The organism is Bacillus sp. ABR (genome assembly GCF_056172715.1).
In genome coordinates this window covers 800261-824990 of record NZ_JAOYSL010000001.1, presented here as the reverse complement: position 1 = coordinate 824990, position 24730 = coordinate 800261, and the positions used below count along the sequence as shown (strand labels likewise).

The 24730-nt window shown below is 39.9% G+C and carries 42 protein-coding genes; 3 read left to right on the top strand and 39 right to left on the bottom strand.

Annotation, left to right across the window (positions count from 1 at the left end):
- Nucleotides 1-10 precede the first annotated feature (10 nt).
- The 34 genes from OIT90_RS04180 to OIT90_RS04015 all read right to left on the bottom strand — a co-directional run bounded on the left by OIT90_RS04180 (nucleotide 11) and on the right by OIT90_RS04015 (nucleotide 17088).
- Nucleotides 11-196 carry a hypothetical protein gene (locus OIT90_RS04180; protein ID WP_254806144.1) on the bottom strand — a complete coding sequence of 62 codons (186 nt, stop codon included), beginning with the start codon at nucleotides 194-196 and terminating at the stop codon, nucleotides 11-13.
- A gap of 5 nt (nucleotides 197-201) precedes the next feature.
- Nucleotides 202-522, bottom strand: a complete 321-nt coding sequence (gene gpG, locus OIT90_RS04175) for a phage tail assembly chaperone G (RefSeq protein WP_251190912.1) — start codon at nucleotides 520-522, stop codon at nucleotides 202-204.
- Nucleotides 523-599: 77 nt separating this feature from the next.
- Nucleotides 600-1208 (bottom strand): major tail protein, encoded by a 609-nt coding sequence (locus OIT90_RS04170; RefSeq protein WP_473449098.1) that lies wholly within the window; start codon nucleotides 1206-1208, stop codon nucleotides 600-602.
- A 14-nt stretch (nucleotides 1209-1222) separates the two neighbouring features.
- Nucleotides 1223-1615 (bottom strand): hypothetical protein, encoded by a 393-nt coding sequence (locus OIT90_RS04165; RefSeq protein WP_473449115.1) that lies wholly within the window; start codon nucleotides 1613-1615, stop codon nucleotides 1223-1225.
- Nucleotides 1615-1998 carry an HK97-gp10 family putative phage morphogenesis protein gene (locus tag OIT90_RS04160; RefSeq protein ID WP_172881283.1) on the bottom strand — a complete coding sequence of 128 codons (384 nt, stop codon included), beginning with the start codon at nucleotides 1996-1998 and terminating at the stop codon, nucleotides 1615-1617. Before OIT90_RS04160 ends, OIT90_RS04165 begins: the two co-directional genes overlap by 1 nt.
- Nucleotides 1998-2330: a phage head completion protein gene (locus OIT90_RS04155; RefSeq protein WP_473449101.1), complete on the bottom strand. Its 333-nt coding sequence runs from the start codon at nucleotides 2328-2330 to the stop codon at nucleotides 1998-2000. Before OIT90_RS04155 ends, OIT90_RS04160 begins: the two co-directional genes overlap by 1 nt.
- Nucleotides 2312-2614, bottom strand: a complete 303-nt coding sequence (locus OIT90_RS04150; RefSeq protein WP_144531689.1) for a head-tail connector protein — start codon at nucleotides 2612-2614, stop codon at nucleotides 2312-2314. The genes OIT90_RS04155 and OIT90_RS04150 overlap by 19 nt, the downstream gene beginning before the upstream one ends.
- Before the next feature lie 12 nt (nucleotides 2615-2626).
- Nucleotides 2627-3808, bottom strand: a complete 1182-nt coding sequence (locus tag OIT90_RS04145) for a phage major capsid protein (RefSeq protein WP_282833794.1) — start codon at nucleotides 3806-3808, stop codon at nucleotides 2627-2629.
- 54 nt (nucleotides 3809-3862) lie between these two features.
- Nucleotides 3863-4453 (bottom strand): HK97 family phage prohead protease, encoded by a 591-nt coding sequence (locus OIT90_RS04140; RefSeq protein ID WP_282833793.1) that lies wholly within the window; start codon nucleotides 4451-4453, stop codon nucleotides 3863-3865.
- Nucleotides 4431-5666, bottom strand: coding sequence for a phage portal protein (locus tag OIT90_RS04135; protein WP_280149904.1), 1236 nt, complete (start codon nucleotides 5664-5666; stop codon nucleotides 4431-4433). Before OIT90_RS04135 ends, OIT90_RS04140 begins: the two co-directional genes overlap by 23 nt.
- A 6-nt stretch (nucleotides 5667-5672) precedes the next feature.
- Complete coding sequence (locus tag OIT90_RS04130) at nucleotides 5673-5873, bottom strand: hypothetical protein (protein WP_172881279.1); 201 nt, start codon at nucleotides 5871-5873, stop codon at nucleotides 5673-5675.
- 14 nt (nucleotides 5874-5887) lie between these two features.
- Entirely contained in the window at nucleotides 5888-7615 is a 1728-nt protein-coding gene (locus OIT90_RS04125) for a terminase large subunit (RefSeq protein ID WP_474892272.1), read from the bottom strand.
- Nucleotides 7602-8090, bottom strand: coding sequence for a phage terminase small subunit P27 family (locus OIT90_RS04120; protein WP_076840365.1), 489 nt, complete (start codon nucleotides 8088-8090; stop codon nucleotides 7602-7604). Before OIT90_RS04120 ends, OIT90_RS04125 begins: the two co-directional genes overlap by 14 nt.
- A 262-nt stretch (nucleotides 8091-8352) precedes the next feature.
- Entirely contained in the window at nucleotides 8353-8730 is a 378-nt protein-coding gene (locus tag OIT90_RS04115; RefSeq protein WP_269195426.1) for an HNH endonuclease, read from the bottom strand.
- Nucleotides 8731-8732: 2 nt separating this feature from the next.
- A complete protein-coding gene (locus OIT90_RS04110; protein WP_282833787.1) occupies nucleotides 8733-9083 on the bottom strand; it encodes a hypothetical protein in 351 nt (116 codons plus the stop codon).
- Nucleotides 9037-9381 (bottom strand): hypothetical protein, encoded by a 345-nt coding sequence (locus tag OIT90_RS04105; RefSeq protein WP_061418874.1) that lies wholly within the window; start codon nucleotides 9379-9381, stop codon nucleotides 9037-9039. The genes OIT90_RS04110 and OIT90_RS04105 overlap by 47 nt, the downstream gene beginning before the upstream one ends.
- 113 nt (nucleotides 9382-9494) lie before the next feature.
- On the bottom strand, nucleotides 9495-9716 hold the full coding sequence (locus tag OIT90_RS04100; protein WP_474892271.1) for a hypothetical protein: 222 nt from the start codon (nucleotides 9714-9716) through the stop codon (nucleotides 9495-9497).
- A 1-nt stretch (nucleotide 9717) separates the two neighbouring features.
- Nucleotides 9718-10029, bottom strand: coding sequence for a hypothetical protein (locus OIT90_RS04095; protein WP_474892270.1), 312 nt, complete (start codon nucleotides 10027-10029; stop codon nucleotides 9718-9720).
- A 153-nt stretch (nucleotides 10030-10182) separates the two neighbouring features.
- On the bottom strand, nucleotides 10183-10617 hold the full coding sequence (locus OIT90_RS04090) for an ArpU family phage packaging/lysis transcriptional regulator (protein WP_474892326.1): 435 nt from the start codon (nucleotides 10615-10617) through the stop codon (nucleotides 10183-10185).
- Nucleotides 10607-11110, bottom strand: a complete 504-nt coding sequence (locus OIT90_RS04085) for a sigma factor-like helix-turn-helix DNA-binding protein (RefSeq protein WP_474892269.1) — start codon at nucleotides 11108-11110, stop codon at nucleotides 10607-10609. Before OIT90_RS04085 ends, OIT90_RS04090 begins: the two co-directional genes overlap by 11 nt.
- 14 nt (nucleotides 11111-11124) lie before the next feature.
- The gene (locus tag OIT90_RS04080; RefSeq protein WP_474892268.1) at nucleotides 11125-11316 is read right to left on the bottom strand and encodes a hypothetical protein; all 192 of its coding nucleotides are present in this window, start codon (nucleotides 11314-11316) and stop codon (nucleotides 11125-11127) included.
- A 101-nt stretch (nucleotides 11317-11417) separates the two neighbouring features.
- Nucleotides 11418-11621, bottom strand: coding sequence for an XtrA/YqaO family protein (locus tag OIT90_RS04075; RefSeq protein ID WP_425286585.1), 204 nt, complete (start codon nucleotides 11619-11621; stop codon nucleotides 11418-11420).
- Nucleotides 11622-11714: 93 nt separating this feature from the next.
- Complete coding sequence (locus OIT90_RS04070) at nucleotides 11715-12380, bottom strand: dUTP diphosphatase (protein ID WP_474892267.1); 666 nt, start codon at nucleotides 12378-12380, stop codon at nucleotides 11715-11717.
- A 36-nt stretch (nucleotides 12381-12416) separates the two neighbouring features.
- On the bottom strand, nucleotides 12417-12575 hold the full coding sequence (locus OIT90_RS04065) for a BH0509 family protein (RefSeq protein ID WP_474892266.1): 159 nt from the start codon (nucleotides 12573-12575) through the stop codon (nucleotides 12417-12419).
- Nucleotides 12572-12787: a hypothetical protein gene (locus OIT90_RS04060; RefSeq protein WP_474892265.1), complete on the bottom strand. Its 216-nt coding sequence runs from the start codon at nucleotides 12785-12787 to the stop codon at nucleotides 12572-12574. Before OIT90_RS04060 ends, OIT90_RS04065 begins: the two co-directional genes overlap by 4 nt.
- Nucleotides 12784-14109, bottom strand: coding sequence for a replicative DNA helicase (gene dnaB / locus OIT90_RS04055; RefSeq protein WP_474892264.1), 1326 nt, complete (start codon nucleotides 14107-14109; stop codon nucleotides 12784-12786). The genes OIT90_RS04060 and dnaB overlap by 4 nt, the downstream gene beginning before the upstream one ends.
- Entirely contained in the window at nucleotides 14106-14465 is a 360-nt protein-coding gene (locus OIT90_RS04050) for a hypothetical protein (protein WP_474892263.1), read from the bottom strand. The genes dnaB and OIT90_RS04050 overlap by 4 nt, the downstream gene beginning before the upstream one ends.
- Nucleotides 14458-15246: a Replication protein O gene (locus OIT90_RS04045; RefSeq protein ID WP_474892262.1), complete on the bottom strand. Its 789-nt coding sequence runs from the start codon at nucleotides 15244-15246 to the stop codon at nucleotides 14458-14460. The genes OIT90_RS04050 and OIT90_RS04045 overlap by 8 nt, the downstream gene beginning before the upstream one ends.
- A gap of 10 nt (nucleotides 15247-15256) precedes the next feature.
- The gene (locus tag OIT90_RS04040) at nucleotides 15257-15658 is read right to left on the bottom strand and encodes a DUF6809 family protein (RefSeq protein ID WP_474892261.1); all 402 of its coding nucleotides are present in this window, start codon (nucleotides 15656-15658) and stop codon (nucleotides 15257-15259) included.
- Nucleotides 15659-15826: 168 nt separating this feature from the next.
- Entirely contained in the window at nucleotides 15827-16063 is a 237-nt protein-coding gene (locus OIT90_RS04035; RefSeq protein WP_172881595.1) for a hypothetical protein, read from the bottom strand.
- 57 nt (nucleotides 16064-16120) lie between these two features.
- Nucleotides 16121-16372 carry a hypothetical protein gene (locus tag OIT90_RS04030; RefSeq protein ID WP_106032419.1) on the bottom strand — a complete coding sequence of 84 codons (252 nt, stop codon included), beginning with the start codon at nucleotides 16370-16372 and terminating at the stop codon, nucleotides 16121-16123.
- Nucleotides 16369-16536, bottom strand: coding sequence for a hypothetical protein (locus OIT90_RS04025; protein ID WP_243173007.1), 168 nt, complete (start codon nucleotides 16534-16536; stop codon nucleotides 16369-16371). Before OIT90_RS04025 ends, OIT90_RS04030 begins: the two co-directional genes overlap by 4 nt.
- Nucleotides 16537-16615: 79 nt before the next feature.
- Complete coding sequence (locus OIT90_RS04020; RefSeq protein WP_474892325.1) at nucleotides 16616-16885, bottom strand: group-specific protein; 270 nt, start codon at nucleotides 16883-16885, stop codon at nucleotides 16616-16618.
- Complete coding sequence (locus OIT90_RS04015) at nucleotides 16885-17088, bottom strand: helix-turn-helix domain-containing protein (RefSeq protein ID WP_034317533.1); 204 nt, start codon at nucleotides 17086-17088, stop codon at nucleotides 16885-16887. Before OIT90_RS04015 ends, OIT90_RS04020 begins: the two co-directional genes overlap by 1 nt.
- A gap of 301 nt (nucleotides 17089-17389) precedes the next feature.
- Between OIT90_RS04015 and OIT90_RS04010 the strand changes: the two genes are divergently transcribed.
- The 3 genes from OIT90_RS04010 to OIT90_RS04000 are packed head-to-tail and all read left to right on the top strand — an operon-like array spanning nucleotide 17390 to nucleotide 19457.
- Nucleotides 17390-17809 carry a helix-turn-helix domain-containing protein gene (locus OIT90_RS04010; protein ID WP_099681833.1) on the top strand — a complete coding sequence of 140 codons (420 nt, stop codon included), beginning with the start codon at nucleotides 17390-17392 and terminating at the stop codon, nucleotides 17807-17809.
- Between the two features lie 18 nt (nucleotides 17810-17827).
- On the top strand, nucleotides 17828-18274 hold the full coding sequence (locus tag OIT90_RS04005; RefSeq protein WP_474892260.1) for an ImmA/IrrE family metallo-endopeptidase: 447 nt from the start codon (nucleotides 17828-17830) through the stop codon (nucleotides 18272-18274).
- Between the two features lie 31 nt (nucleotides 18275-18305).
- The gene (locus OIT90_RS04000; protein ID WP_474892259.1) at nucleotides 18306-19457 is read left to right on the top strand and encodes a site-specific integrase; all 1152 of its coding nucleotides are present in this window, start codon (nucleotides 18306-18308) and stop codon (nucleotides 19455-19457) included.
- Between the two features lie 78 nt (nucleotides 19458-19535).
- On the opposite strand, the gene sufB is transcribed toward OIT90_RS04000, so the two are convergent.
- The 5 genes from sufB to sufC are packed head-to-tail and all read right to left on the bottom strand — an operon-like array spanning nucleotide 19536 to nucleotide 24724.
- Nucleotides 19536-20933 (bottom strand): Fe-S cluster assembly protein SufB, encoded by a 1398-nt coding sequence (sufB, locus tag OIT90_RS03995; RefSeq protein WP_017368012.1) that lies wholly within the window; start codon nucleotides 20931-20933, stop codon nucleotides 19536-19538.
- Nucleotides 20934-20950: 17 nt separating this feature from the next.
- Nucleotides 20951-21397 (bottom strand): Fe-S cluster assembly sulfur transfer protein SufU, encoded by a 447-nt coding sequence (sufU, locus tag OIT90_RS03990; protein WP_039181277.1) that lies wholly within the window; start codon nucleotides 21395-21397, stop codon nucleotides 20951-20953.
- Nucleotides 21387-22607 carry a cysteine desulfurase gene (locus OIT90_RS03985; protein WP_327842166.1) on the bottom strand — a complete coding sequence of 407 codons (1221 nt, stop codon included), beginning with the start codon at nucleotides 22605-22607 and terminating at the stop codon, nucleotides 21387-21389. The genes sufU and OIT90_RS03985 overlap by 11 nt, the downstream gene beginning before the upstream one ends.
- Nucleotides 22607-23920 carry a Fe-S cluster assembly protein SufD gene (sufD, locus tag OIT90_RS03980; RefSeq protein WP_024423399.1) on the bottom strand — a complete coding sequence of 438 codons (1314 nt, stop codon included), beginning with the start codon at nucleotides 23918-23920 and terminating at the stop codon, nucleotides 22607-22609. The genes OIT90_RS03985 and sufD overlap by 1 nt, the downstream gene beginning before the upstream one ends.
- Before the next feature lie 18 nt (nucleotides 23921-23938).
- Nucleotides 23939-24724, bottom strand: a complete 786-nt coding sequence (gene sufC, locus OIT90_RS03975; protein WP_007500355.1) for a Fe-S cluster assembly ATPase SufC — start codon at nucleotides 24722-24724, stop codon at nucleotides 23939-23941.
- Nucleotides 24725-24730: the final 6 nt, after the last annotated feature.

The following is a 24730-nucleotide window of genomic DNA, read 5'->3' as shown; positions in this document are numbered from 1 at the left end:
AAAAGCAGGCTTAAAAGCCTACTGGTTTTAAAATCTGATCTATTGGAACGCTGCCCGTGCTTTGTCCTTTTCGATTCGCAAGACGTAAAAATCCGTTCAAGTCCATGTTATCTATTTCATGATACTTGTACCCTTCTTTCATCAAATCTTCGTATATATCATCTAATGAATCTAGGTAATCTTGCCACGTTTCCAAATGCTCTATTTCTGAGCTTTCACCGCTTTCTTTTTCAAGCCGTCGTTTCCCTTTTTTTGTCCTGTTACCTGCATGATGACATCAGCAATGGTTTGAAATGTTTCGTCAGACGGGACGTTGTCTAAAAAGTCATCATATGAAAACTGCTGCCCGAATACGTCCACAACATAGGTGATCATTTCATCAAGCATTGCTGTAGCTTCCATGTTTTCTTGTTCTGCTTGAGCTTCCAGTTCAAGCGCTCTTCTTAATTGACGAGCTGACGGCATATCCTTTGTGTACGTTTTTTCTTCTTTTGTTTGTGCATCAATCATTGTTAATTTCAACATTTTAAACACCTCGTATATTTTTTAATGAATCCAGTCTAACCAGGTAAAATAAATTACCTGGCTATTAGAAAACACTATTCTTTTGTTGTGGTGCTTGACGGTGCTTTTGCTGTTCCGTTGTCACCATCAGTGCTAGGGGCGATCCCTTTAAAGACAAAATCATAAAAGCCTTGTTCAGTAAATCCCTTGCTTGCGCTGTGCGCCATGATATACGTCCAACCATCAAATTTCCGGGGCATGAATTGTCCCTCAATTGTCGGCGTAATAAATTCGACTTTATCCTCTTTTGTTTTACCTTCTGTGGATGGAATACCGAATTTGCCTCGCAAAAGTCCCACATACCAAAAACCACCTTTTGTCTTTTGCCGGAACGTGAGGGCAACGAAAGGCGGATCAGTATCTTTTCCGTATGCCTCAAGCCAGCCGCCAATTAATTCAGCGCCTAGCAATTTATTTTTCATTTCTGTTGTAAGATCAGCCACATTTATTTCTAGCTTTGCTTCGCCAACTCCCGAGCCTTCTTGATCAAATACCCCATCATCCCCGTAAAGAACGGCAATTTCCGAGCTTGGTTCTAGCTTGGACTCGATTGCCCCAGGTACATTTATTACTTCGGTTGCTTCTTTGGCGGCGTCATCCTCAAAAACGCCGACTCTAATATCTCTCAATCCTGTTGTAGCCATTTATATCATCCTCTCTATGAAAAACTGATTTCTATTTCTTTATTTGCTCTGTACCGCCTAGCATAGCGATACAAATTTATATCCGGGTCTTTATCAAATGCGGAAGCGTATTGCTGATAGTCAGCCGTAGCCATCAAACGATCAATAATCGGTTGTATTTCTTGAGCTTCCTTGATTGTCCCGGTCCATAAATCTATTTGTATATCAACGCTTATGCCTGTCGCATGATCATCCTCATACGCATTACGATAGCTTTCAAGCTCATTAATACGGATCATTGGGGCTTGGTTTACTTTTTGATCTGTTTCCGGGACGTCCACAAGATAGATTTTTTCATCCGGGACGTAGCTTGTTAGATCGGCTGATCCTGTCAAAATCATTTCTACTTCTTGTATTGGCAGCAGCATCATAGACCGAGCAACCCCCTATAAACACTTTGCATTTTTGATAAAACGAGTTGTTCATATTCATTGATCGTGCGCTCAATAAAACTTTGCGGGCGCTGCTTGATCGTTCCGAAGTTAGTAAAATGCAGCCTATAAGCCGTTTCCTTACCATAGCCAACGGTTGAATATATTTCCCCGTCCTCTCTTGGTTTGGAATAGAAAACATCTGATTTTAAATGCTTCTTGTTGCCGCTATCGCTATCAAATGGCGTGTTCTTTTCCAAGCCATCCGCCATCAGCTTTGCTCCTGCATGAACGGCAGCCTTTTCCGCTTTTACATTTTGACGAGCCATCTTTTCAATAGCTTTATATGTTTCTTCTAAACCATTAGCTTCAAGCGCCATCAACTCACCTTCTTTACAAAGACATTGATCAAGTCTTTGTCCTGCTCGTTTGGCAGAATATCAATGACTTGATAAAGATCGTTGGTCAAGTGGTCCTGTATGTGCATAGCATTGGAAATGGTTGATACTTGTTGATAGCGAATAACATACGTCAAACTATCCTCTAAAACCGTTCCGGCTGTTGATAGCTTCTCTCTTAATTTTTGATCTCGCCGTTCCGCCCAGGTGGTGAAAAGTCTTTCTAATGTGGTCGTGTTCTCCCTGGATATAGGGTCTTTCGTATTTGACTTTTTAACGAAAGATATCGGCGTATTTAATCGTCCATAGTCCATGAAGGGTATTCTCCTTTAAATTGTTGAATGTACGACATAACGCCGAACGGCACTTCTTGTAAATTCTTGTTTGTTGTTGCTGATCTATTTTCATATCTGTGTCCACAAAGCATCATGACCGCATCATCAAAACAAGGGTTATCAATAAAAAAAGCGTCCCTCTCTTTCGATAAGGTGACGCTATCTTTAATATACTTTTCAGCAGCCGCTTTTATTGTTTCTAGCAATTTGTCATCCAGGTCATGAGTGATCCTTAAAGCATGTTTTAATTCTTCAAGGGTCATATTTCTTCACTCCTATTCTGTAGCGCCTGTTTCAACTGGCGGCTTGATTGTTACATAAAAGCCTGCGTTTTTGTCTGCTTGCTTTACGTCGAAACGAATAGCAAGGGAAAGGACTTGACCATAAACCGCATTTTCAACCCACTTCGCAACAACCTCTACACGATTCGCAAATAAGACAGCTCGTTTCAAGTCACCGATAAACATGATCATGTCACCGTCTTTTTTACCGAGCAATTTATCATCAACAACTTTGATCGAATTTCCGATAAGCGCTTTGCCGGAAGGTGAAGAAATGTTACTTTGTAAAATGTATTGACCGTTTTTGTCTTTTAACGTATCTAGGAATTGAAATGCGGATGACGTAGCAAGAACATTACGAGCATAGGCTTGCTTTAAATCAACATTTAAAATCTTTTTAATGTCGTCCGTTCCTGTAACTGTTTTAGCTGTAAACGTCTTTAAGACGCCTGCAATCTTTGTGTTTCTTGTATTTCGTTTTACTTGTTGCAAATGATCCGCTACAAGTGCCGTCAAATCTACGCCTGCATCATCAATTGATTCTTGAGAAATAGCCAATTGACCACGATACGTTTCAACTTTCCATTCAATGTTATTGAATTTTGGGTTTGCTAGCTCTGGGTTTTTCTCAAGTTCCGCAACTGACACAAGTTCGGTTTCTGTGTTTTCCAAAACTGGATATGAACCGGATGGTGCTGTCACATTGACTTTATTAACAAATTCAACTAAGTCAACAATATCTTCCGGCGTTTTCTGCGGTGTTGTAATGACCTCGATAGGAATAACTGCCGCTGCTCCTTCTGTTGTCAAACCGTCCCGGACTTCACCTCTAGTACGCAAGAACGTTTCAAAGCTGCGGCGCTGTTCCTCAATTCCTTTATCCAAGCGAACCTGCGGCGTGCTTAATTGAAGTGATCTTTCTTCGCCTGTTTTTCCTCCTCGTGCCCCTTCTGTGATTTCTTCCGTTTCCATTCCTGCCAATTCTTCTAATTCTTTTAGCTTTTCTGTCATTGTCTCAATCTCTGCTTTTAAAGAAGTGATTTCATCTTTAATCGTTTTTGCTTCTTCAAGGTTATCTTCTTCGGCCCGCTTCTGCGCCTCTTTGATTTTTGTATTGATAGCCGTTTGTTTTTTTGTGATCTCTGAACGCAATTCTAGAATTTTCTCTTTTAACATGTGTACATGCTCCTTTTCCAAATAAAATAAGCACCCGCAATGTACGAGTGCTTTCTAAAGACTTAATTTAATTAGATCAAGCTCTAACTTGATTTTTTCTTTTTCTAAAAGGCTGCTTTGATGCTGTTTTAAATGCCGCTGTGCGATTGATACGTCAGTATCTTCATAAGCCGGATAAGTGACGATAGAAACATCAGTAATACGTGAAATGTTGTTTAAGCTCCTCAACGGCAGCCCCGATTTTTCATCTCGTTTAAAGCTGTCGCCATTTTTGGCAAGGTGAAAGCCGAATGAACAATTTGAAACGTTGCCAAGTCTCAAGTTTTCATATAGATCGTTTGCGTATTGCGTGTTCGGCAAAGACAATTCAAATCGCAAGCCAATGTCATCCACAGATAATTTCAATGTTCCGGCTTTGGTTCTTCCTAGAATCTTTGACGGATCGTGGTCAATAAGCGCCCTTACATCTGACATATCAGCATTTTGCAGCGCTCGTTTTTCAATGGTTTCGATAAAGCCGCCCAGGTTGTGGCTGCGTGTACCAAATTTCAATGCATAGCCTGTGATCATCCTGCCTTTATCGGTTTCTTCTGTCGCCTTTAGCGAACCTTCCTGAATGGCTCTAATCTCCTTCTCCAATATCATCACCCCCTTTATCGACCGTAGGAATCGGAAGCCCCTTCGCCTTCGCTTTTTGGATTTCGTCCATAATGTCAACATCTACATAGTTCAAACTCATAAAGCGCCTATCTCCATTTTCAATAGGCGCAATCCCGTATTCTGCTAATGCGTCGTTTTGCGAATAAATGCCGTTTTGAAGTAATGCAATGACATTTTCCCGCTTTGTTTTAGCGTCTGTTTCCTTAAATCGTCTTGCATCAAACTGAAAACGTTTGGTCCTGCTTTCCGGGTAAAAAAGCATTTTGAAATTTAACTCCGCTGTAATGGCAGCAAAGTAATTTGAAAGCGTATTTGTCAAATAATCCAGGTTCGCTTGTTCTAGTGAAGTGTTCACTTGCTCGATCCCCAACTTATGAGGCGGCAACCCGAACACTTTCGCAATTTGTTTGGTTGAATGCGTGTAATTATTGACGATCTCAAGAACCTTCGTACTGATTTCAAGCTGCTTAAATTCTTCGTTTTCGCTCAAGACCGCTATTCTTTGTTGATTCCTAGCGCCGGAATTGACCTTCTCAAATTCTTTACGGAGATTTTCTCTTGCTTCGGGTGATGGTATGCCTTTTTTCAGGTTTACAATGCCGCTCAAATTTGTGCCACGTCTGAAAAAGTCCGTGACAAGCCTTTTGCCTGCCTCCTGGCTTTCCAGTTCGTGCTTGAGACAGGATAAGAGGCTCTTTCCGTTTACCCCATCCAGTGAGGAAAACTTGATATGCAGCACGTCAGTCGGTTTCAAAATAGCTTCTTTTCCGTCAGCAGGATAATAACGATAAACAATATCGTTCCGTCCCTTTATTTGATCAACCGAGACTTCGCTATTTAACATGTGAATAAGCTCCCAGGGCGTGCCGTCTTTATCCCGTTTGATATAAGCAAACGATTGACCATTAAAAAGCGCATTAGCAACAAGAATATATTTGAATGAGTACCCCGAGTAATATTCGTTTGGGCGCTCGTTGATAAGCTGAAACAGGTCACTATCCTTTTCTTCTATTCCGTTGTTTCTGATCATGATGGGACTTGCTGCTATGTCTGACGACAAAACGTGAACCGCTGTGAACACATCACTATTTTTAATTGCTGTTGCTGGCACATAGCTTAAACCATCTAAGCCCACCAAAATTTCATTAAATTCCCTTTGTCCTGCGCTTTGTTGATTGATTGATCTAAAGAACGCCAATTTCCTCTACCCCCTTTCTGTTTCATGGTTGAGAAGAATAGCAACAAAGACTAGCAAAACGCCACTAGCCGCAATCCCCAAAATCATCCCAACCATGTAAACGGCGGTATTGATAAGGATTAGCCCCAACAAAAACAAAAGAGTATGAAGGTTCAATGATAAGAACCGCCATACTCCCTTGATGAAACGATTAAATTGTTTTGGCACTGTTTCCCCTCCTTCTATATACCAAAATCTTCACTTTGGTAATATGCGTCCCAATCTGTAACGTTTTGCTCGTAATGGTACATTGCTTCTGTATATGCATTCATAACGGCAGCGATTGGGTCAATTTTTTCCCGGTTCAAATCCTTGTCGATCTGCACCGTATCATTGACCTTTTTCAAAATGGCGTTGTTTATTGCTAGGTTTAGCAATGGATTGTTTGTATGAAGAAGACGCTGATCCATGACGTTGAGTCTAAAGTTTTTCGTTGGCTCTGATAACGTCCTTACCCCTTGTCTTACTTCAATAGCAGGGTATCCGTAATGTTCAATTTCATTGAGGAATAATGAAATGTTATATGGATCATAAAAGATGCCCTTCACTTGCAAATCATTTTTCGTTATGTGATCGACCATGTAATCAATCACTTGTTGTAAATTAATGATGCCGGACTCTTTGTCTGTTATTGTGCAATACCCTTCTTGCTCAAGCCGCTTGTAGTCAATTTTGTCACGCTGTATCTTGTTTTCTAAACCGCCTTTACGCCCGACAAACGAATGACTATCAACATAAAAGTTTTCCTCGGCATCCTCTAAAGGATAAATAAAACCGAGTGAAGATAAATCTTCCGACCTGGACAAATCCACACCGATATAAACAGGCTTCCCGTATATATCCGGCTTCTCCTCAACGGCGCAATCTTTCCAATCGTCACCGTTCAATAAACTATCTGACGAAGCAGAACGCCACAAATTAAAGTTTTTAACTAGCGTCCCGTTCAAATCATCTTTTTCCTGGGCTTCTTTCAATTTTTTGCGTAAATTCTTAAGCAATTTCTTTTTCATACTTTCAACTTCAAGCAACGGGTTACTTTTTATCCAAGTGCTTTCGTCGCTTATCTCTTTTTCGTCATCTTGCTCATAGACAACCGCAAAATAGTTTTCGTTCTCTTTCTTCCCGCTCAATATATCCGTTACATACGGATATTCTTGTGCATACATAGGACCATTTAATTTAAAACCCGCTGTACTAATGATCAAGATAAGCCCCTGGTCTTGCTGACCTTGTGATGACTCTAAAACCTCAATCATTTTTGTATTTGTAGCCGTGTGAAACTCGTCAAGAATGCCAATCAAGACATTTAAGCCGTCAAGGTTATCTGTATCACGAGATAATGGCATGATGATGCTATCCTCTAGCAAAAAACGGATTTCATTTTGAATGATCTTTGTCATTTTCTTAATTTGTTTTGATTTCTTCCGCAACTTTTTAAGTTGCATGACAATCATGTTAAAAACCGCTTTTGCTTGTTTACGAGAATTAGCCGTCGTGTAAATCTGTCGATCGTATCTAGGCGCATCACCGAAAAGCAATTCATATAAAGCTATACCAGCCACAAGAACGGATTTACCGCCTTTACGTGCCATACTGATATATGCTTTTGTAAAACGTCTATATCCTGTTTCTTTGTCTCGCCAGGCAAATATCATATAGACAATGAATTTTTGAAAGAGTGCTAATGACGTAGGTTTTCCCGTTGAAATATCCGGCAGCATTTCAAGAAACTTTACAACCTTCGCCCCTTTTTTCGGCTTGTACTCGTATGAATAGTTAGGGTCTTTTGATTTTTCAAGATCCCGCAAATGTCTTTTACAAGCCTGGATGACTTTTTTACTTGCTACAATTTCCCCGTTTACTACTTTTTTAGCGTAAAGAGTACCGGGGTCATTTTTAATCGTCGTCATCCTGCCTCATTGCCTCAAATATATCGTCTTCTTCGCTGTCATCACCTAAACCGACTAGACGCAATCGGGCATCAAGCGCAAGACCAAGTTGTCCTGCAATGGCTCGAATCTCTTTCGACATTTGCATCATGATTTCAATAGACGGGTTTTTCTTTTTCACTTCAAACCCCTTACTATTCACTTCAAAAACGACTTGTCCCTCTGCTGCCACATCATCTAGTGCCTGTCGATACTGTGCGTAACTATTACAGTACATAGCCAACAAAGTGCGATCCAGTTCTGAAATAGGCAGCTCGATAATATGCGGGTAAATTCTGATCCATTCGTTTTTTGCCATTGTTGACAGCCAATAAGGCGGGTTCTCTTTCAATGGCGAAATGCCTTTCAATTTTTCTTCATGCTGCTGCCGCTGCTCTCGTTCTTCATTTGATATTTGCCCTTTTAATGTGTCCGTCAATTGTTTTCTTCTCGCCAATAAAAACCACCACCTTTCAGCAAAATCCAACCTATTAATTTTAGGCAATCAAACAAATGAGTAAAATCGCTCTATCTCAACGCCTATAAAGGATCGAGCCATTTTATGAATGAGTGAAAAACCGCAAAAAACGGGAAAAATCAAAACTCCATTTCAACACTTTTTTTAAAGTTGAGGGGACGCCGATTTCTAGGAATCAAAAAAGCCCACCCCGTTCATTGTCGGGGGGACTTAAATCAAAATAAATAAAATGAAAATGTCATCACTTCTTAAATGTCACCTGGTTATGATGAAACTGACAAAGCACTTCAAGGTTGTTTAAATCATTGCGCTCTATATCGTCATGAAATACCTCTCTAAGCTCTTTATGCTTATGATGGACCACTAACCTATTGGACATGTTTACACGTCCTTCTGCGGCACACACAGCACATCTGTAATGACTCTCACGCTTCTTTGCTTCTCGAAGTGATTTCCATTCTCTGCTTTGATAGTATTTGTAATGCGCTTCGTTCTCCCTGTTGTATCTCACATCTTTGTTGTATTGCTTATCAGCATAGCCCTGGTGTTTCATACAGTAGCGTTCGGTCCAGTCTATATATTCCCGGCAGGCGGGAACGTTACAACGTTTCAAGGGCATCACTAATTACCTTCACTTATAAAAGACTCAAGCGTCTGACAAAGATGAATGTTAAGGCTGTTTTCATTTTTGTTGTTAGTTCTTCGGTCAAATTCTTTTTTCGCCTCTGAATAATCTTCATAAAACTCTAGGTAAGGGTCGCAATAATCCGTTAAGACCACATAGCCCGATTTCATAAGTCCACACTCTCCCTTTTTATTTGATCTAAGCCGCCCCTGTTTGTTAGCCGCCATTGTTTTTGTAAACAGACAGGGACGCTTTACAGCAAATAGAAAAACACCGCCATGAAAGACGGTGCTTTGATTATTATTTAATATAAAATTCGCTAGTGTAGAACGTACCAATCGTTTCAACGTGGTTGCCCTGCTTGTCATATCGTTCAGCATCCACCTTAAATCGGTATGTCCCTTTTTTGTTTCCAAATGATTCCTTGATACTGAATTCATCAAACAACTTTTCGCCTGGGTTGAGTGGATTCGGGGAATTGGTTTTAATCGTTTCCCACTTACCATTAACCTTGCGCTGCGGAATAAGGTTTGGACCTGCGATATAGTCATTGTCATTCTTGACAGCCACACGCACGACCTTGTCCTCTCCTAGAATATGATTGGCTTTTGTCGGATTAGCCGACACTCCTTTTAATGACGCCATGTAATTCAACTCCTTTTAATATTTGCGCCTCTATCCCATTCCTCAAGACGCTTGCGACTACACAACCAAAATCCCAAAGGCAGCCGTTCCCAACAAATAAAAAAGCACTGCAATTATGCAATGCCATGTTTTAAATGCTCTTGTACAAGTTCAGCAGCTTTAGAAAAGGAAATATCTTTAATGCCAGGAAAGGTAAACTCAGCTAAAAAAGAAGCTTGATTCTCAAGCACGACTTCAGCTTGAACGGTAATAGTTACATTTTGTTCATAAACGAAAGTGCCTTGTTCGTATAGTTTCGTTTCATGCCGCTCCATTCTATGAACGGTAATCTTCAAATCAATTACCTCGCTTTCTCTCTATCAAACTATTGATATGAATTACTTCAATAGCATTCTCCTTCAACCATTGAAATTCATAGCAATTGATTATTGGATTTCGGTAATAGCCCGGCAATAAAATTAAAATTGTTTCGCTAGGATTTACCCCGTCTAGCTTTGCCGGATTCATTGAAACAAATTGCGTATATTTATATTGTGGGAATTTCTTTTTCAAATCTTTCCATAGCGCTCTTGCATGCCTTGTGTTTATGCCTACGACAAAAGCACTTGTACGTTGTTTCGCACATTCTTTTAAGAGTTCCAATGCCATCCCTCCATATAAAAAGCGACCTCCAAAATGGAAGCCGTTTTATCAATCTATCGCATAATACAATATTACAACCTTTTTTCTGTCATGCTGCGCCAACATCACGCCAAAAACACGCCAGTTTTCCGCCAATAAAACGCCAAAATAAAAACACCTCTAAACGGGTGCTTTATATACAACTTCATTGAGAGCGTAAGCAAGATCAAGGAATGTCTTTCCTTTCAACCGAGTATATGACCTTTCACTCATGCCGATCTCGTTGTAAACTTGATAGTCAAAAACAGGTTCTTGCTGCATGTAACGTTTAATGATTATTTGTCTCTCGTTATACGGAAGACGATTGACCGCTCTTTGCACCTTCTCAAGAAAGGCATTTCGTTTCTGCTCCCATTCAATACGTTTAAGAGCTGTGCTTTCAGTGGACGAACGGAAGGCGTTGGTAGTAGCGGGCGGCACTATGCTGAATCCTCCTGTTATTTTCGGCAGCATATCGTCCGGGACTTGAAGAAGATATAAGCGGTAGTTGTCGAGAATCCTTTCAACTCTTTTTCTCGTTTCCTTTTTATCAATTACAGGCGGTTCACCCAACATCAGCATATCCCCTTTCTCCCGCTCTCAATTCTGCTACCTTTTGAGCGATCTTTTTTCTTGCCCTCTCTATATGTTTTTGGACTGATCCTTTTGCTATCCCATAAAGTGCGGCGCATTTGCTGAAAGATACATTGTGACCAACAACGGTTATGAATATCTCTTTTTCCTTATCCGTCAGCGTAGACAAGACATAATTGAGTAAATCCAGTTCATTTTCATTTACTTCAAATGGAGCGGGTTGGGGTACATGATATTTTGAGGAAAAGGCGTCAAGCAATCCGTTTTCAGCAAGTATTGTACGTTGATAATATGAGCGGCGATCCACATCACGTCTTGCCCCTGGTTCTCTTTCTGTTTCCATCCACTCGACCGCATATTCTAAGTCATAGATCATTGAGCGGTAAATTTTCTTTTCTCCTTCGTCTGTAGATGCTGCCAAACTTCTTTTAGTTTCTTTTAACGTTGCTTTATATTCCTTGATTAAATCTTTCAAAATACCACCCCCTTTTATTTGCTTTTAAATGCCCCGCCACGCCCTCTTTTATATGTTGGGCGGTAAATACCCATAAGCTCTCTTATTTCTTTTTCTGAAAGCTCCTGCGTGTGATTTCGAGTACGTTTGTTCGTAGGAACGTCAGTTCTTTTTATTGGCATAGATTTATAACCCGCTTTTATAAAAGCAGCTCTCAACGTTTTCATTTTGGTTGCTCCTTTCTGAAAATAAAAAAAGGGACACCAATCACACAGCGCTTATGCTGTTATGATCAGTGTCCCCCGGCTTTCCGGTAGAACGGTTTTATTTACTTGAATAACTCGCCTTCATTGAAGCTAACACGAGTTACTTTGTTGTCATGTGTAACGATTTTTGTTTCACCATGTGGCGGCAGCGGTGCAGATTTCAATATGCCATTAGATAAAACAAAAACTATAGGCTCTTTTCCTGTGTCAAAAGTCTCAATATCTATAATTTTACTTGGAATGTCTTGTAATCTCAAGTCTTTCATTGCCTCCTTAATTTATATGCATGATCGCTAAAGCGGACAGCGATCCGAACACAATATAAAAGATTAGTAGTCGTTTAACGATAGCAAAATCCATCAATACCCCTCCTGCTGCCGCAAATGATTGACGGCGTTCTTTTTCATGTACGCATCTTCTATTTCCTTAGGGGTAAAACCAAGTGCTTTTCCTAGCTCGTTAAATCCATTAAAGATTTTTCTATAGTGGTGATAAGCCATACCAAGATCATCAATCTCCGTAAATAGGAAGGCAACGCTTTTGAAGACACCTAGAAACGCTTTTTCAACACTCACTTCTTTGATGATTCTACTCACTAAGTTCACATTACAAATACGTGATGAATAACCAATACTATTTCCAATGCTCAATATAAAGTGCAAGCAGTCCACGTATTCTTCTAAGAGTGGGTTTTTTGTTCCCGTTGTTCCCGTTCCATTGCATTCATCACATTTGATGTATTCGTGACCGCCGTTGCCTTCAGCATCTTCTGCGACCCATTCGTAATTTATATCGCCAGTTCCCATGCAAAGGAAACACTGTATCTTTTTTTCTGTGCATGGCTGCTGGTCATTGCTCCAGAACTTAAAGCCGCGCCACTCGTTAGCGCATTCCGCTAGTTCCACCTGCAAAGCCAAGATAAGGCCGGGAAGAAGGTCTTGACCTTCTAACCCTTTTTCTTCAATGATTTTCCTGTCTAACTCCGCTTGCATTTTAAACATTTTTAACATTTTTAAAGGGTGCATTTTTATTTCCTCCTAAGCCTATAAGCTCTCGTTTAATCAAAATTCTTGGGGAACGTTCAACAAATATTGCTTTTCTAGTTCCTGGTCATTCATTTTCTCGTAAAACTCCCGTGAATACCCTCGCCCGATAACGGTTAGCCATTCAATAAAAAATTGTCTTTGATCTTCTGTCAATCGCTCTTTCTCATTGTTCATATGCCCGATTCCTCCAATTGAATTTTTGTATGATAGTTCTTCAAATGCTCATTCATTCTTGAATGAAATTTCGGTTGTAAGTAAAAGAAAAGTTTTTCTTCTTGATCCGTCATTTTTATCACTGCCTTTTCGTAAACAAGGAATTCGATCAGCAATATCAAGGCGTATTGATTGAGCTTTATCGCCTCTGCGTACCAATCTTTCACCGTCATGAAGGACCATGATCCAAATTGACGAATTTTCCAAATTCCTTGATGAAAGCCAGTGATACCGTACCTACTGGACCATTCCGTTGCTTTGCTATGATAACTTCAATTATGTTTTTGTTCTCTGACTCTTTGTCGTAATAATCATCACGATAGAGGAAACCGATAACATCAGCATCTTGCTCGATCTGCCCCGACTCTCGAATGTCTGACATCATAGGGCGTTTCTCCTGGCGTTGCTCGACACCCCTTGAAAGCTGACTCAATGCTATGACAGCAATGTCCAATTCCCTTGCCATTTGCTTGAGCATTCGGCTTATTTCTCCGATTTCCGCTTGTCTATTTCCTCTGTGGACTGGATTTCCGACGATCAATTGCAGATAGTCAATAATGATCATCATATCCTTGCCTTCAAATTCCCTTTTCATCTTGCGTGCCTTCGCCCAAATGTCATTAACAGTCATTCCAGGTTGATCAAATATTCGTAAAGCTGCATTACCTAAGACTCCGTTCACTTTGCTAAGACTGTACCACTCATCAACGTTTAAATTACTTGCTCTAATGGATTGAGCGTTAATGTTGCCTATGCTAGACTGCATTCGTTTAATTAACGACTTGCGACCCATTTCAAGCGAGAAGATGCCAACCACTCCGCTCTTATTCATATTGATTGGACTTTCCATAAAGTTTTTTGCAACATTCAAACAAAAAGCGGTTTTCCCTACAGATGGACGAGCAGCAATAATAATTAATTCTTGTCGCTGAAAACCCGACGTCATTCGGTCCAATTCAGTAAAGCCGCTAGGCATACCAGTTACATCACCTTTTGGCGTTTCTAACTCTTGATAGATTTCAACTAAGTCATTATTGATAGACCCGTCGTCGTCTGTTCCTGTTGCATCCTCTAAACTCATGAGAGAGCTTATACCCTCTTGTATAGTTTGACTCGTATCGTCGCTGTTGGAAGATTCTTTAAGTTTGACACCAACTTTCGCAATCTCTCGCTTTTTCCAATAATCAATAATTAGATTTTCATAGAATGCTTGTTTTGCTGTAGTGATTGAGGCGTTCATCAATTCGGTTAAGTATTTTCTTCCACCGATCCCCTTTAGGTTTTCTCGCCCCATATGCTCAATAACTGACACAATGTCAATAGGATCGCCGTTTTTATCAAGCTCTTGAAAGGCTTTGTAAATGGATTGGTTTTGCTGTCGATAGAAATGAATTGGCTTGAGCTGTGAATATTTAATTAAGTCCGGTTCTTGTAAGATTGCGCCTAGATATTGTTGTTCCGCTTCGTCGTTGAAATAAAATATGCTTCCTGTCATGACGGTTCACCTATTCCAAGTACCTTTCGTATTGCTGCTTTATGCTGCTCGATCTGTTCTAGTTCTTCTTGGGTTGGTTCAGCCTTGTCCAGTTCAGAAAGATAGTTTTGAGTTTCCTCAACGTTCGGTATGGCTGCGGACCGATCTGATCTTGATTCTTTCGCTTTGATTAGATCAGCAACTTTAGGCGGAAACTGATTGTATTTCACATAAACGATCAAATTCGCCTCGATCCGCTCGTAATTCTCGGGCTTTAAGATTCTTGCCCATGCATCTAGCTTTGTTTGATCAAACTCAAAATGCTCATAATATGTCTTGATTAGTTTAAGTAGCTCTAATGTCTCTGCTTTAGTCATCAGTCAAATCAAACTCCTTTTCATTCACAGCCGCTTTTCTCTTTGCTGCTTCTCTTTCGCTTTTAATTCTTACGGTCAATTTATCGAATTGCTTTCTAAGGCTTGCAGGACTCAATATATTTGATTTCCAAAAGTTATCTTTTTGCGTCCAGTTAATCAAATACTTCACCTGTGCATCTGTCCGCTTGTCGATCTGCCTAATCAACCTAAAATCACTCGCCCATTTTTCCAGGTTCGGTTTTTTAGCTTGCGGATTATTTTCAAGTATTTTTTTATAAAGCAAGTTGGCATTCTCCATGTCACAAGGTTCGTACTTGTGACGAGAATTATTTATCTTCTTTTCATTCTTATCATTCTTTACATTCTTGTTTGTGGTCATTTGATGGTCATTTGATGGTCTTTTGATGGTCAGACTGTTGTCGTTTTCGGAAGCCCCATCTTGATAAATAGCCCAATTATCAATGCTTACAATGCTGAATTTGTTGGTCTTTTTTATTGTCAAATATCCCATTTCTTGAAGCTGTTCCAACCAACGAAAAATTGTCTTTTCTCCCTTTACCCTGTCCTTAGATTTAAGACCGGTATTGTACATGTCCATCAAAGCAAAACGACCTGTCACAAAATCACCTGGCTTTAGCTTCACTTTTTGTCTACCCACTATCTGATCATGTTCCGTATGCGAAGCCTCTGTTAGACATATTAGCCATAACCTTAATAACTGCGGATCATTGAAAATTGGGTTACTTCTAATCTTCCTATGCAACTTGATCCAACCGACCATTTAAATCACCTTACTTTAGAAAATTTACATTTTGTCTGTATGCTGCTTCACCCATCAAATAGCGGAAACCTTCTACAAATCCAGTTACATAAGCATCTTCAATTTCAAGACTGGCTTTTGCTGCGTGAGCGGCATCTAGGTCGTTCAATAGCTTTACAAGATCGTTTGCATGAGATAACAATCCTTCTAATTTCTCGTACAAATCATCTACGTTCTCTTGCGTCCGTAAAGTAGCATCAGACCATTCGATCTCTGTTCCTTCCGTTTCATGAATTGTTTTGGCAGCAACAAATTTTAAGACTGATACCATGCCCGCATCATAGAAATGAGCCTCTTTTTCGTCTTGACGTCCGACATGCTGTAACTTTGCTCTTACTTTAGTAACGGTTGCAGGTGTACCCATTAATTTCATTTGAAAAATCCCCTTTTTATCTAAAATTTGATTATTGTATTTTTTTGTTAATCGTGTTAAAGTCGAATCAATATGGGGAAGCTCCTACACTTCCCGTACCTTCCTTACTTGCAACTACCCTATAATGTACAAGTAAGAAAATTGACTGATCCCGAGCGGATCAGTTTTTTATTTTCCTTCTCTATCGCCGCTCCACAATGCATCAGTACGCCCTATAAAATGTTCGCAAGCTCTGCAATACGCTTTTGAACCTCCATAATGTAATATCGAATCATACATTGCGCTTTGATCTTCTTCCAAATCTCCATTGGAATTGTAATAAACGGTAGCTGACCCCGTAATCCTTTCTTTTGTAAAAAATCCCGTTTCACTCTTGCAACTTGGACAAACGATTTTATTTGTCATGCTTGTACCTCCTATAAATCTATTTAATGTGATGAAAAGCATAAGCGGCTTGACTCCTTATTCTCCGAAAAAACCGGCAATAATGATGATGCTAATAAATGTTAGTAATATGAAAATGCCTTGTCCCGTTGAATCTCTTTTTGCTACAATCAGATTCCCTTGAATGCTCAAGTCATCATTTTTTTTGACTAACATAGGAATGACAAAATCGGGTACTTTTAGATGAGTCGCTGCGTCATCAATATGCATTGTTTGGTTTTTGCAGGCTTTGACGGTATGCAACAACTCGATATGTTTTGGTAGACTCACAGTTTTTCAGCCCCCCAATTACCCGTACGGAAGGTTGGTGACGGTTTTAATTCCTCCCGGTAAATAATTGGATGCTTTTCTATATACGCTTCGAGTTCTTCTTTTGTCATTTTCCATACCTTCACCGGACCATGTGCATAAGGATTTTTTGTATTTTTGTCCATTTTCATTTCCTCCTATCAAAAGCGGATTTATAAATATTTAATTTGCGTCTTTCCCCACTTTCGGGGAACAATCGAAACTTTATCCCCTGGATTGTTCTTTCAGCCAAGTTATTAAAAACTGTTCGCATTCTTTTGCAGGAAAAAGCCATTTTGTGCCGACTCGATATTTTGGAAACCTCGAATCGTAAAAAAATGTTTCTTTGATGAAGTTGAGACTCATGTTTGTTTGCTTACACAATTCTTTTGTGTCCCAAAATATAACCCTATGTTCAATCGCTTCAAGTCGTTTTGAAAGCTCTTTGGAAACCTGTTCTTCTAAGAGGTTTTGATCAATTTCAAAAGTGATCATTAATCCCATCCACCCCTCTCGGATATCCCTAATATTTTGCAAATGTGTTTAGCGTGTTCTTGTGCTTTTCTTCCTGTTTTTTTACCGTTGATGATGTCACTGATATAAGGGGCAGACACACCTAACATTTCTGCTAACTGCTTTTGCGTCATACCTTGCACATACATTTCCGACTTAACTCTAGCGGCTGTGAGAAATTGCATTTAAAATCTTGCCTCCTTCCAAAAAATATAAAAAGCTAATTAATTAGCTAATTCTTATTGACCTTTTTATGCGTATAGTTTAATATATACCCATAGCTAAATAAGACTTTAAAAAGCCTGTAATTGTACATTTCATTGCTCCCCAGCGTCTAAAATGTATTTTTCGTAGGTCATATTTTTTATTGCCTTTTAGCTAACTAATTAGCTTATGTCACCAATATTAAACTATAAGCATAAATTAATCAAGCTTTTTTATGCTTAAAATTTAATTTTGTTTGACTAGCTCATAAGGATGGTTGATATGACGGTTTTTGACATAGTAAAAGAGTTATGCAACGAAAGAAAAATTTCTATTAATGATTTAGAAAAATCGCTTGGTTATTCAAAAAACACTTTATACAGGTTAAAAACTCAAACACCCGGTGCTGATAAACTCCAAAAAATTGCTGATTATTTTGACGTGTCAACGGATTACCTTTTGGGACGCACCGAAGTTAAAAGAAATGTTGATTTAACGGAAAAAGATGAGAAGGACATACAAAAGGAATTGCAAAACATTATAAACGGACTTGAAGGAAATAGTTATGCTGCCTTTGACGGTCAAACTATTGATGATATGGAAGAAGAAGATAAAGAGCTTTTAATCGCAAGTCTCGAAAACACTTTGAGAATAGCAAAAAAAATAGCAAAACAAAAATACACTCCTAAAAAATATAGATAAGGGATGATATTTTAAATCATGGGCGACATTACTGAAACTGTTTCAAAATTAAAAAGCAAATTTAAGTCATCTGATCCTTTTTTCATTGCCAATAAACTAGATATTATCATTATTCACGAAGACTTAGGAAACACCCTGGGATACTATAGCAAACATTTTCGTACGAAATTCATTCACATTAATGAAAAGGTAAGTGAAAAAAGTGGTTTCTTTGTTTGCGCTCACGAACTAGGACACGCCTTGCTTCATAGTGATTCTAATACTCCATTCTTGAAAAAAAACACTTTCTTTTCAACAGAAAAAATTGAACTGGAAGCAAACTTTTTCGCAATGCATTTATTGTTTTCTTCCGTTCAAAGGGGTATTACTTTTTGTGAATTCAAGGAATATGGCATTCCGAAAGAACTTGTACAAAATTACCATAGTATTTTTTTAAGCAAAAAGCGAACAAACGTTCTTGAATAGATCTGAAAATAAAAGCAGGGAGTGAATTATTTTGGCTAGTTTCAGACAACATGAAAACGGTACGTGGGAATATAGAATTAGATATAAAGATAAAAGAACAGAGAAGTATAAAGAGAAATCAAAAAGGGGCTTTAAAACAAAAAAAGAGGCTAGGATCGCTGCGGAAAAAACAGCGCACGATCTTGAATATGTTGGTTTTGATTCAACAAACGAAACAGTCGGGGGGTACTTTCCCGTTTGGTTAGAAGTATATAAAAAACCATCCGTAAAAAAAACAACCTACTCTTTGCAAGAAAGAACTATTAGAATCAATATTCTACCTAGATGGGAACATTACCGTTTAAGAGATGTTGAACGGAATGAATATCAAAAATGGTTAAATGAATTGATTGAAAAATATAGTGAAGGAACTATTAGAAGAATTCACAGTATAATGAATTCAGCTTTAAATGAAGCTGTACATGATTTTAGAATCCTTCAAGAAAACCCGTTGGTAAACATAAAAATACCTAAAAAGAAGGAACAGAAAAAAACATTAAAATACTTTACCCTTTCAGAAACTGAAAGATTTTTAAATCAAGTCAAAACACCTGTTAAAAATGCAAAATATACACATTCAATTCAGTATTACGTCCTTTTCACTTTAATTGCAAGAACAGGTTTACGAATCGGAGAGGCTCTCGCATTAACATGGGATGATATAAATTTAAAAAACGGAGAGTTAACAGTCGATAAAACTCTAGTATATCCCTTGAACACTCAACCTTACATTTCAACACCTAAAACACAATCTAGTTACAGAACAATAAAACTTGATGATCATACAGTGTCGTTATTGAAAAAACACCGAGTTAACAGACACGAAGTCGTTTTAATGTACAACAATTATATTCAGCCTGAAAATAACATTGTCTTCTTTCAGCATGAAGGTAAGTGGTTAAAAACAAATGTTGTGAGAGAGTATTTTAAAGAAGTCTGTAAAAGAGCTAATCTTCCCGTTCTGTCTCCACATACATTGAGACATAGCCATGCTGTACACCTTTTAGAAGCAGGTGTGAATATTAAATATGTATCGGAACGGTTAGGGCATTCTAGCATAAAAACAACCGCAGATACGTATCTCCATGTCACCAAAAAAATTGAAGACCAAGCAATGGAAATGTATCTGCGGTATGTTCATTAATTAAATTTTGTGGGTGTTTTGTGGGTGCTTAATATAAATACAATGCCTAAACACCTTTAATCCCCGGTATATCAACGGTTAACCTATACTACCTTCCATTTCAAACTTAATCAATCGGTTCATTTCAACGGCGTATTCCATTGGCAGTTCTTTTGTGAATGGCTCGATGAAGCCCATGACGATCATTTCTGTTGCTTCTTCTTCAGAAATTCCGCGGCTCATCAAGTAGAATAGCTGTTCTTCTGATACTTTCGATACCTTCGCTTCGTGCTCTAATGAAATGTTGTCGTTTAAGATTTCATTGTAAGGGATCGTATCAGATGTTGATTTGTTATCCATGATGAGTGTGTCACACTCGATGTTTGAGCGTGCACCTTCTGCTTTGCGTCCGAAGTGAACGATTCCGCGGTACGTTACTTTACCGCCTTGTTTCGAAATTGATTTTGATACGATCGTTGAAGATGTGTTTGGTGCAAGGTGAATCATTTTCGCACCTGCATCTTGGTGCTGACCTTTACCTGCAAGGGCAATACTTAATGTCATACCACGAGCGCCTTCACCTTTTAGGATGACTGCTGGGTATTTCATTGTCAGCTTAGAACCGATGTTTCCATCAATCCATTCCATTGTTGCATTCTCTTCACAAATCGTACGTTTTGTCACAAGGTTGAAGACGTTGTTTGCCCAGTTTTGAATCGTTGTATAACGGCAGTAGCCGCCTTTTTTGACGATGATTTCAACAACCGCACTGTGAAGTGAGTTTGTTGTGTAAACTGGAGCCGTACAGCCTTCTACGTAATGCACATGTGCGCCTTCGTCAACGATGATCAGTGTACGCTCGAACTGACCCATGTTTTCAGAGTTGATACGGAAGTACGCTTGAAGTGGAGTATCTACTTTTACGCCTTTTGGTACGTAGATAAATGACCCACCAGACCATACAGCCGAGTTAAGCGCAGCAAATTTGTTGTCAGTCGGAGGAATGACTTTTGCCCAGTGCTCACGGAAGATGTCTTCGTTCTCTTTTAATGCGCTGTCTGTATCTTTAAACACAATGCCTAGATCTTCAAGGTCTTGCTTCATGTTGTGATACACAACTTCAGATTCATACTGAGCAGATACACCAGCTAAATACTTTTGCTCTGCTTCTGGGATACCAAGCTTATCAAAGGTTTGTTTGATTTCTTCTGGTACTTCATCCCAAGAACGCTCAGAGCGCTCAGATGGCTTTACGTAGTACGTAATTTCATCAAAGTTTAATGCATTTAAATCTCCGCCCCATTGTGGCATCGGCATGTTGTAAAAGTGCTCAAGAGATTTCAAACGGAAGTCGAGCATCCACTGAGGCTCTTCTTTCATACGAGAAATTTCTTCAACGATCTCTTTTGTCAGTCCGCGCTCTGAACGGAAAATGGAAACGTCTTTATCAGAAAAGCCGTATTTATATTCACCAACATCTGGCATTTTTTTAGCCATCCATTTTCACTCCAATCTTATGATTTGCCGTTATCTTCGGCAGATGCGCCTTTTTCAAGCGCCTTCCAGGATAATGTTGCACATTTGATGCGGGCTGGGAATTTTGCCACTCCCTGCAGCGCTTCAATGTCACCAAGATCAATGGAATCGTCGTATTCTTTTCCTTGCATCATATCGGAGAAAATCCGAGACATTTTCAAAGCAGTTTCAATATCTTTCCCTTTAATCGCCTGCGTCATCATTGAGGCAGATGCCATCGAAATCGAGCATCCTTCTCCTTCAAATTTCGCATCAGTGACTTTTTCGTCTTCGATTTTCATCGTAAGACGAATACGGTCACCACACGTTGGGTTGTTCATATCGACGACAATGCTGTCGTTTAACACACCTTTGTTTCTCGGATTTTTATAATGATCCATAATCACTTGTCTGTACAGTGTGTCTAAGTTTACATTAAAAGACATTCGTAAAATACTCCTTTGTCTTACGGAGCGCTGCAATAAGTTGGTCAATCTCTTCTTCTGTATTATACAGGTAGAAGCTTGCTCTTGCAGTCGCTGATACACCAAGCCATTTCATGAGCGGCTGTGCACAGTGGTGTCCAGCACGAATGGCGACACCTTCCGTATCCAGAACAGTTGACGCATCATGCGGATGGACGTCGTCTAAGTTAAACGTCACAAGCCCAGCTCGGTGCTGCGGTCCATAAACAGTCGCACCTTCAAGCTCCTTAAAGCGCTCAAGCGCGTAAGTGGCAAGCTGATGCTCGTAACGGCTGACTTCCTCCATACCGATGTCATTTAGGAAGTCAATTGCTTTTCCTAGTCCAACTGCTCCAGCAATAATCGGTGTTCCCGCTTCAAATTTCCACGGCAGCTCTTTCCATGTGGAATCATACAAATCCACAAAGTCGATCATTTCACCGCCAAACTCAGCAGGCTCCATATTATTCAACAGGTCCTTCTTCCCGTAAAGCACACCGATGCCAGTCGGTCCACACATTTTATGCCCAGAGAATGCGAAAAAGTCACAATCTAGATCCTGAACATCAATTTGCATGTGCGGAGTGCTTTGTGCACCGTCGACGACAATGATTGCCCCATGTTCGTGGGCAATTTTGGCGATCTCTTTAATCGGGTTGATGGTTCCTAATACGTTTGAGACATGTGTGACAGCGACGATTTTCGTTTGATGTGTGATCGTTTGCTTCACATCTTCAAGCGATAGCGTGCCGTCTTCCTGTAACGGAATGTATTTCAATGTGGCGCCAGTTGCTTTCGCTGCTTGCTGCCAAGGGATGATATTCGCATGATGCTCCATATGCGTAATGACAATCTCATCGCCTTTTTTGAGGTTGGCTCTAGCATAGCTGATCGCCACTGTGTTTAGTGCAGTTGTTGTACCTCTAGTAAAAATAATCTCCTGGACAGATGAAGCACGGATGAATGCACGAACTTTCTCTCTCGCACCCTCGTATGCGTCCGTTGCTCTTGTGCCAAGGGTATGAACACCCCGGTGGACGTTCGAGTTGTAAGACCGGTAATACTCATTCATTGCATCAATGACCACTCTTGGTTTTTGAGAAGTCGCTGCACTGTCCAAATACACCAAATCATGTCCGTTCACTTGCTGATGAAGGATTGGAAATTGCTCACGAACGTCTTTGATATTCATTATTTTACTTTCCTTTCAATTACAGAAATCAGCTGCTTTTTAACTCCTTCAATCGGCAGTTCTTTCACAACTGGATTTAAGAAGCCGTAAATCACAAGTCTTTCTGCATCTTCTTTGGAAATTCCACGGCTCATGAGGTAGTACAATTGAATTGGATCGACACGTCCAACAGAAGCAGCGTGCCCTGCTGTCACATCATCTTCATCAATTAATAGAATTGGGTTTGCGTCACCGCGTGCTTTCTCACTCAGCATGAGGACACGTGATTCCTGCTCTGCATTTGACTTTGTTGCGCCATGCTCGATTTTGCCAATTCCGTTAAAGATAGAGGATGCTTGATCCTTCATCACACCATGCTTCAAGATATACCCTTCAGAGTTTTTACCGAAGTGGATGATGCTTGTTGTGAAGTTTTCAGTTTGGTTTCCTCGGCCGACAACAACTGATTTCGTATCACCGAATGTACCGTCGCCCATCAGTTTTGTGATGTTTTCAGACACGACATCTCCATCATTCATCAGGCCAAGCGCCCATTCGATTTTACTGTCACGGCCATTTGCCATACCGCGTCTGTTCACATATACTGTGACACCTTCTGCAAGGTTATCTACAGCGCCGTATGTGACGCGGGCGTTTGCGCCTGTGAATACTTCAGAAACGATATTGAAGATTGCTTCTTCTGGTTTTGCTGTACTGATGTAGTTTTCTACATATGTCACAGCACTATGATCGTCTGCTACGACGATGACATGGTTGAACAAAGTCGTTTCGTCATTTTCATGAAGATAAACAGCTTGAATTGGTGCTTCAAGCTCTACGTTTTTCGGAACATAGAGGAAAGCTCCGCCATTGACTAAAGCAGCGTGTAAAGCTGTAAGTTTATGCTCATCCACTTTCACTGCATCTGTCATGAAGTATTGTTTCACTAAATCTCCATGCTCACGAATCGCTGTATGAAGATCCGTGAAGATCACACCTTTGTCTTTCGCTTCAGCTGAAAGAGACAAATAGGCCGGCGTTTGATCACGCTGAATGTAAACTGTCTTATCTGTGTCCTCTAAATCAATAAGAGATTTCACTTCTTCTGGAAGCTCTTCTAATGATCCAAATGGTGCACTTTCGACTGTATGCTGTTTGAAATTCGTTAAATTCCATTTTGAAATATTCGTTTTGTCAGGCTTTGGCATTGGGAGGTCTTCTGCTTTTTCAAGAGCCTGTAAGCGAAGGGAGCTCATCCATGCCGGTTCCTGATGCTTCTCGGAGAAGCTTTTGACATAATCTTGATCTACTGATAATTTCGTTTCTAATGTCATCAATAATCCTCCTAACGCTTACGCTTCTTGACCAACAGTTTCGTCTTCAATTCCTAACTCTTTTTTAATCCAGTCATAGCCTTCTGCTTCTAGACGCTGTGCGAGTTCTGGTCCGCCAGATTTCACGATACGACCTTGCATCATGACATGAACGTGATCTGGTGTGATGTAGTTCAGTAGACGCTGATAGTGAGTGATCATTAAGCAGCCAAAGCTTTCGCCGCGCATTTTGTTAATTCCTTTAGAAACAACTTTCAGGGCATCGATATCAAGACCAGAATCGATTTCGTCAAGGATGGCGATCTTTGGTTCAATCATCATTAATTGAAGAATTTCGTTGCGTTTTTTCTCCCCGCCTGAGAAACCTTCGTTTAGGTAGCGCTGTGCCATATCTGGATCCATTTCAAGGAACTCCATGTTTTCGTCCATTTTGCGGATGAATTTCATAAGAGAGATTTCATCGCCTTCTTCTCTGCGTGCGTTAATAGCAGAACGAAGGAAGTCAGCATTTGTGACACCGCTGATTTCAGATGGGTATTGCATCGCAAGGAAAAGACCAGCTTGAGCGCGCTCATCTACTTCCATTTCAAGAACATCTTCGCCATCAAGCAAGATGCTGCCTTTTGTTACTTCATATTTAGGGTGACCCATAATTGCAGCAGATAAAGTAGATTTACCTGTTCCGTTTGGTCCCATTACTGCGTGGAATTCTCCACCTTTTATCTCGAGGTTTACACCCTTTAAGATTTCTTTCCCTTCAATCTCAACGTGCAAGTCCTTAATTGTTAATGTCGAAGCAGTCATATATCG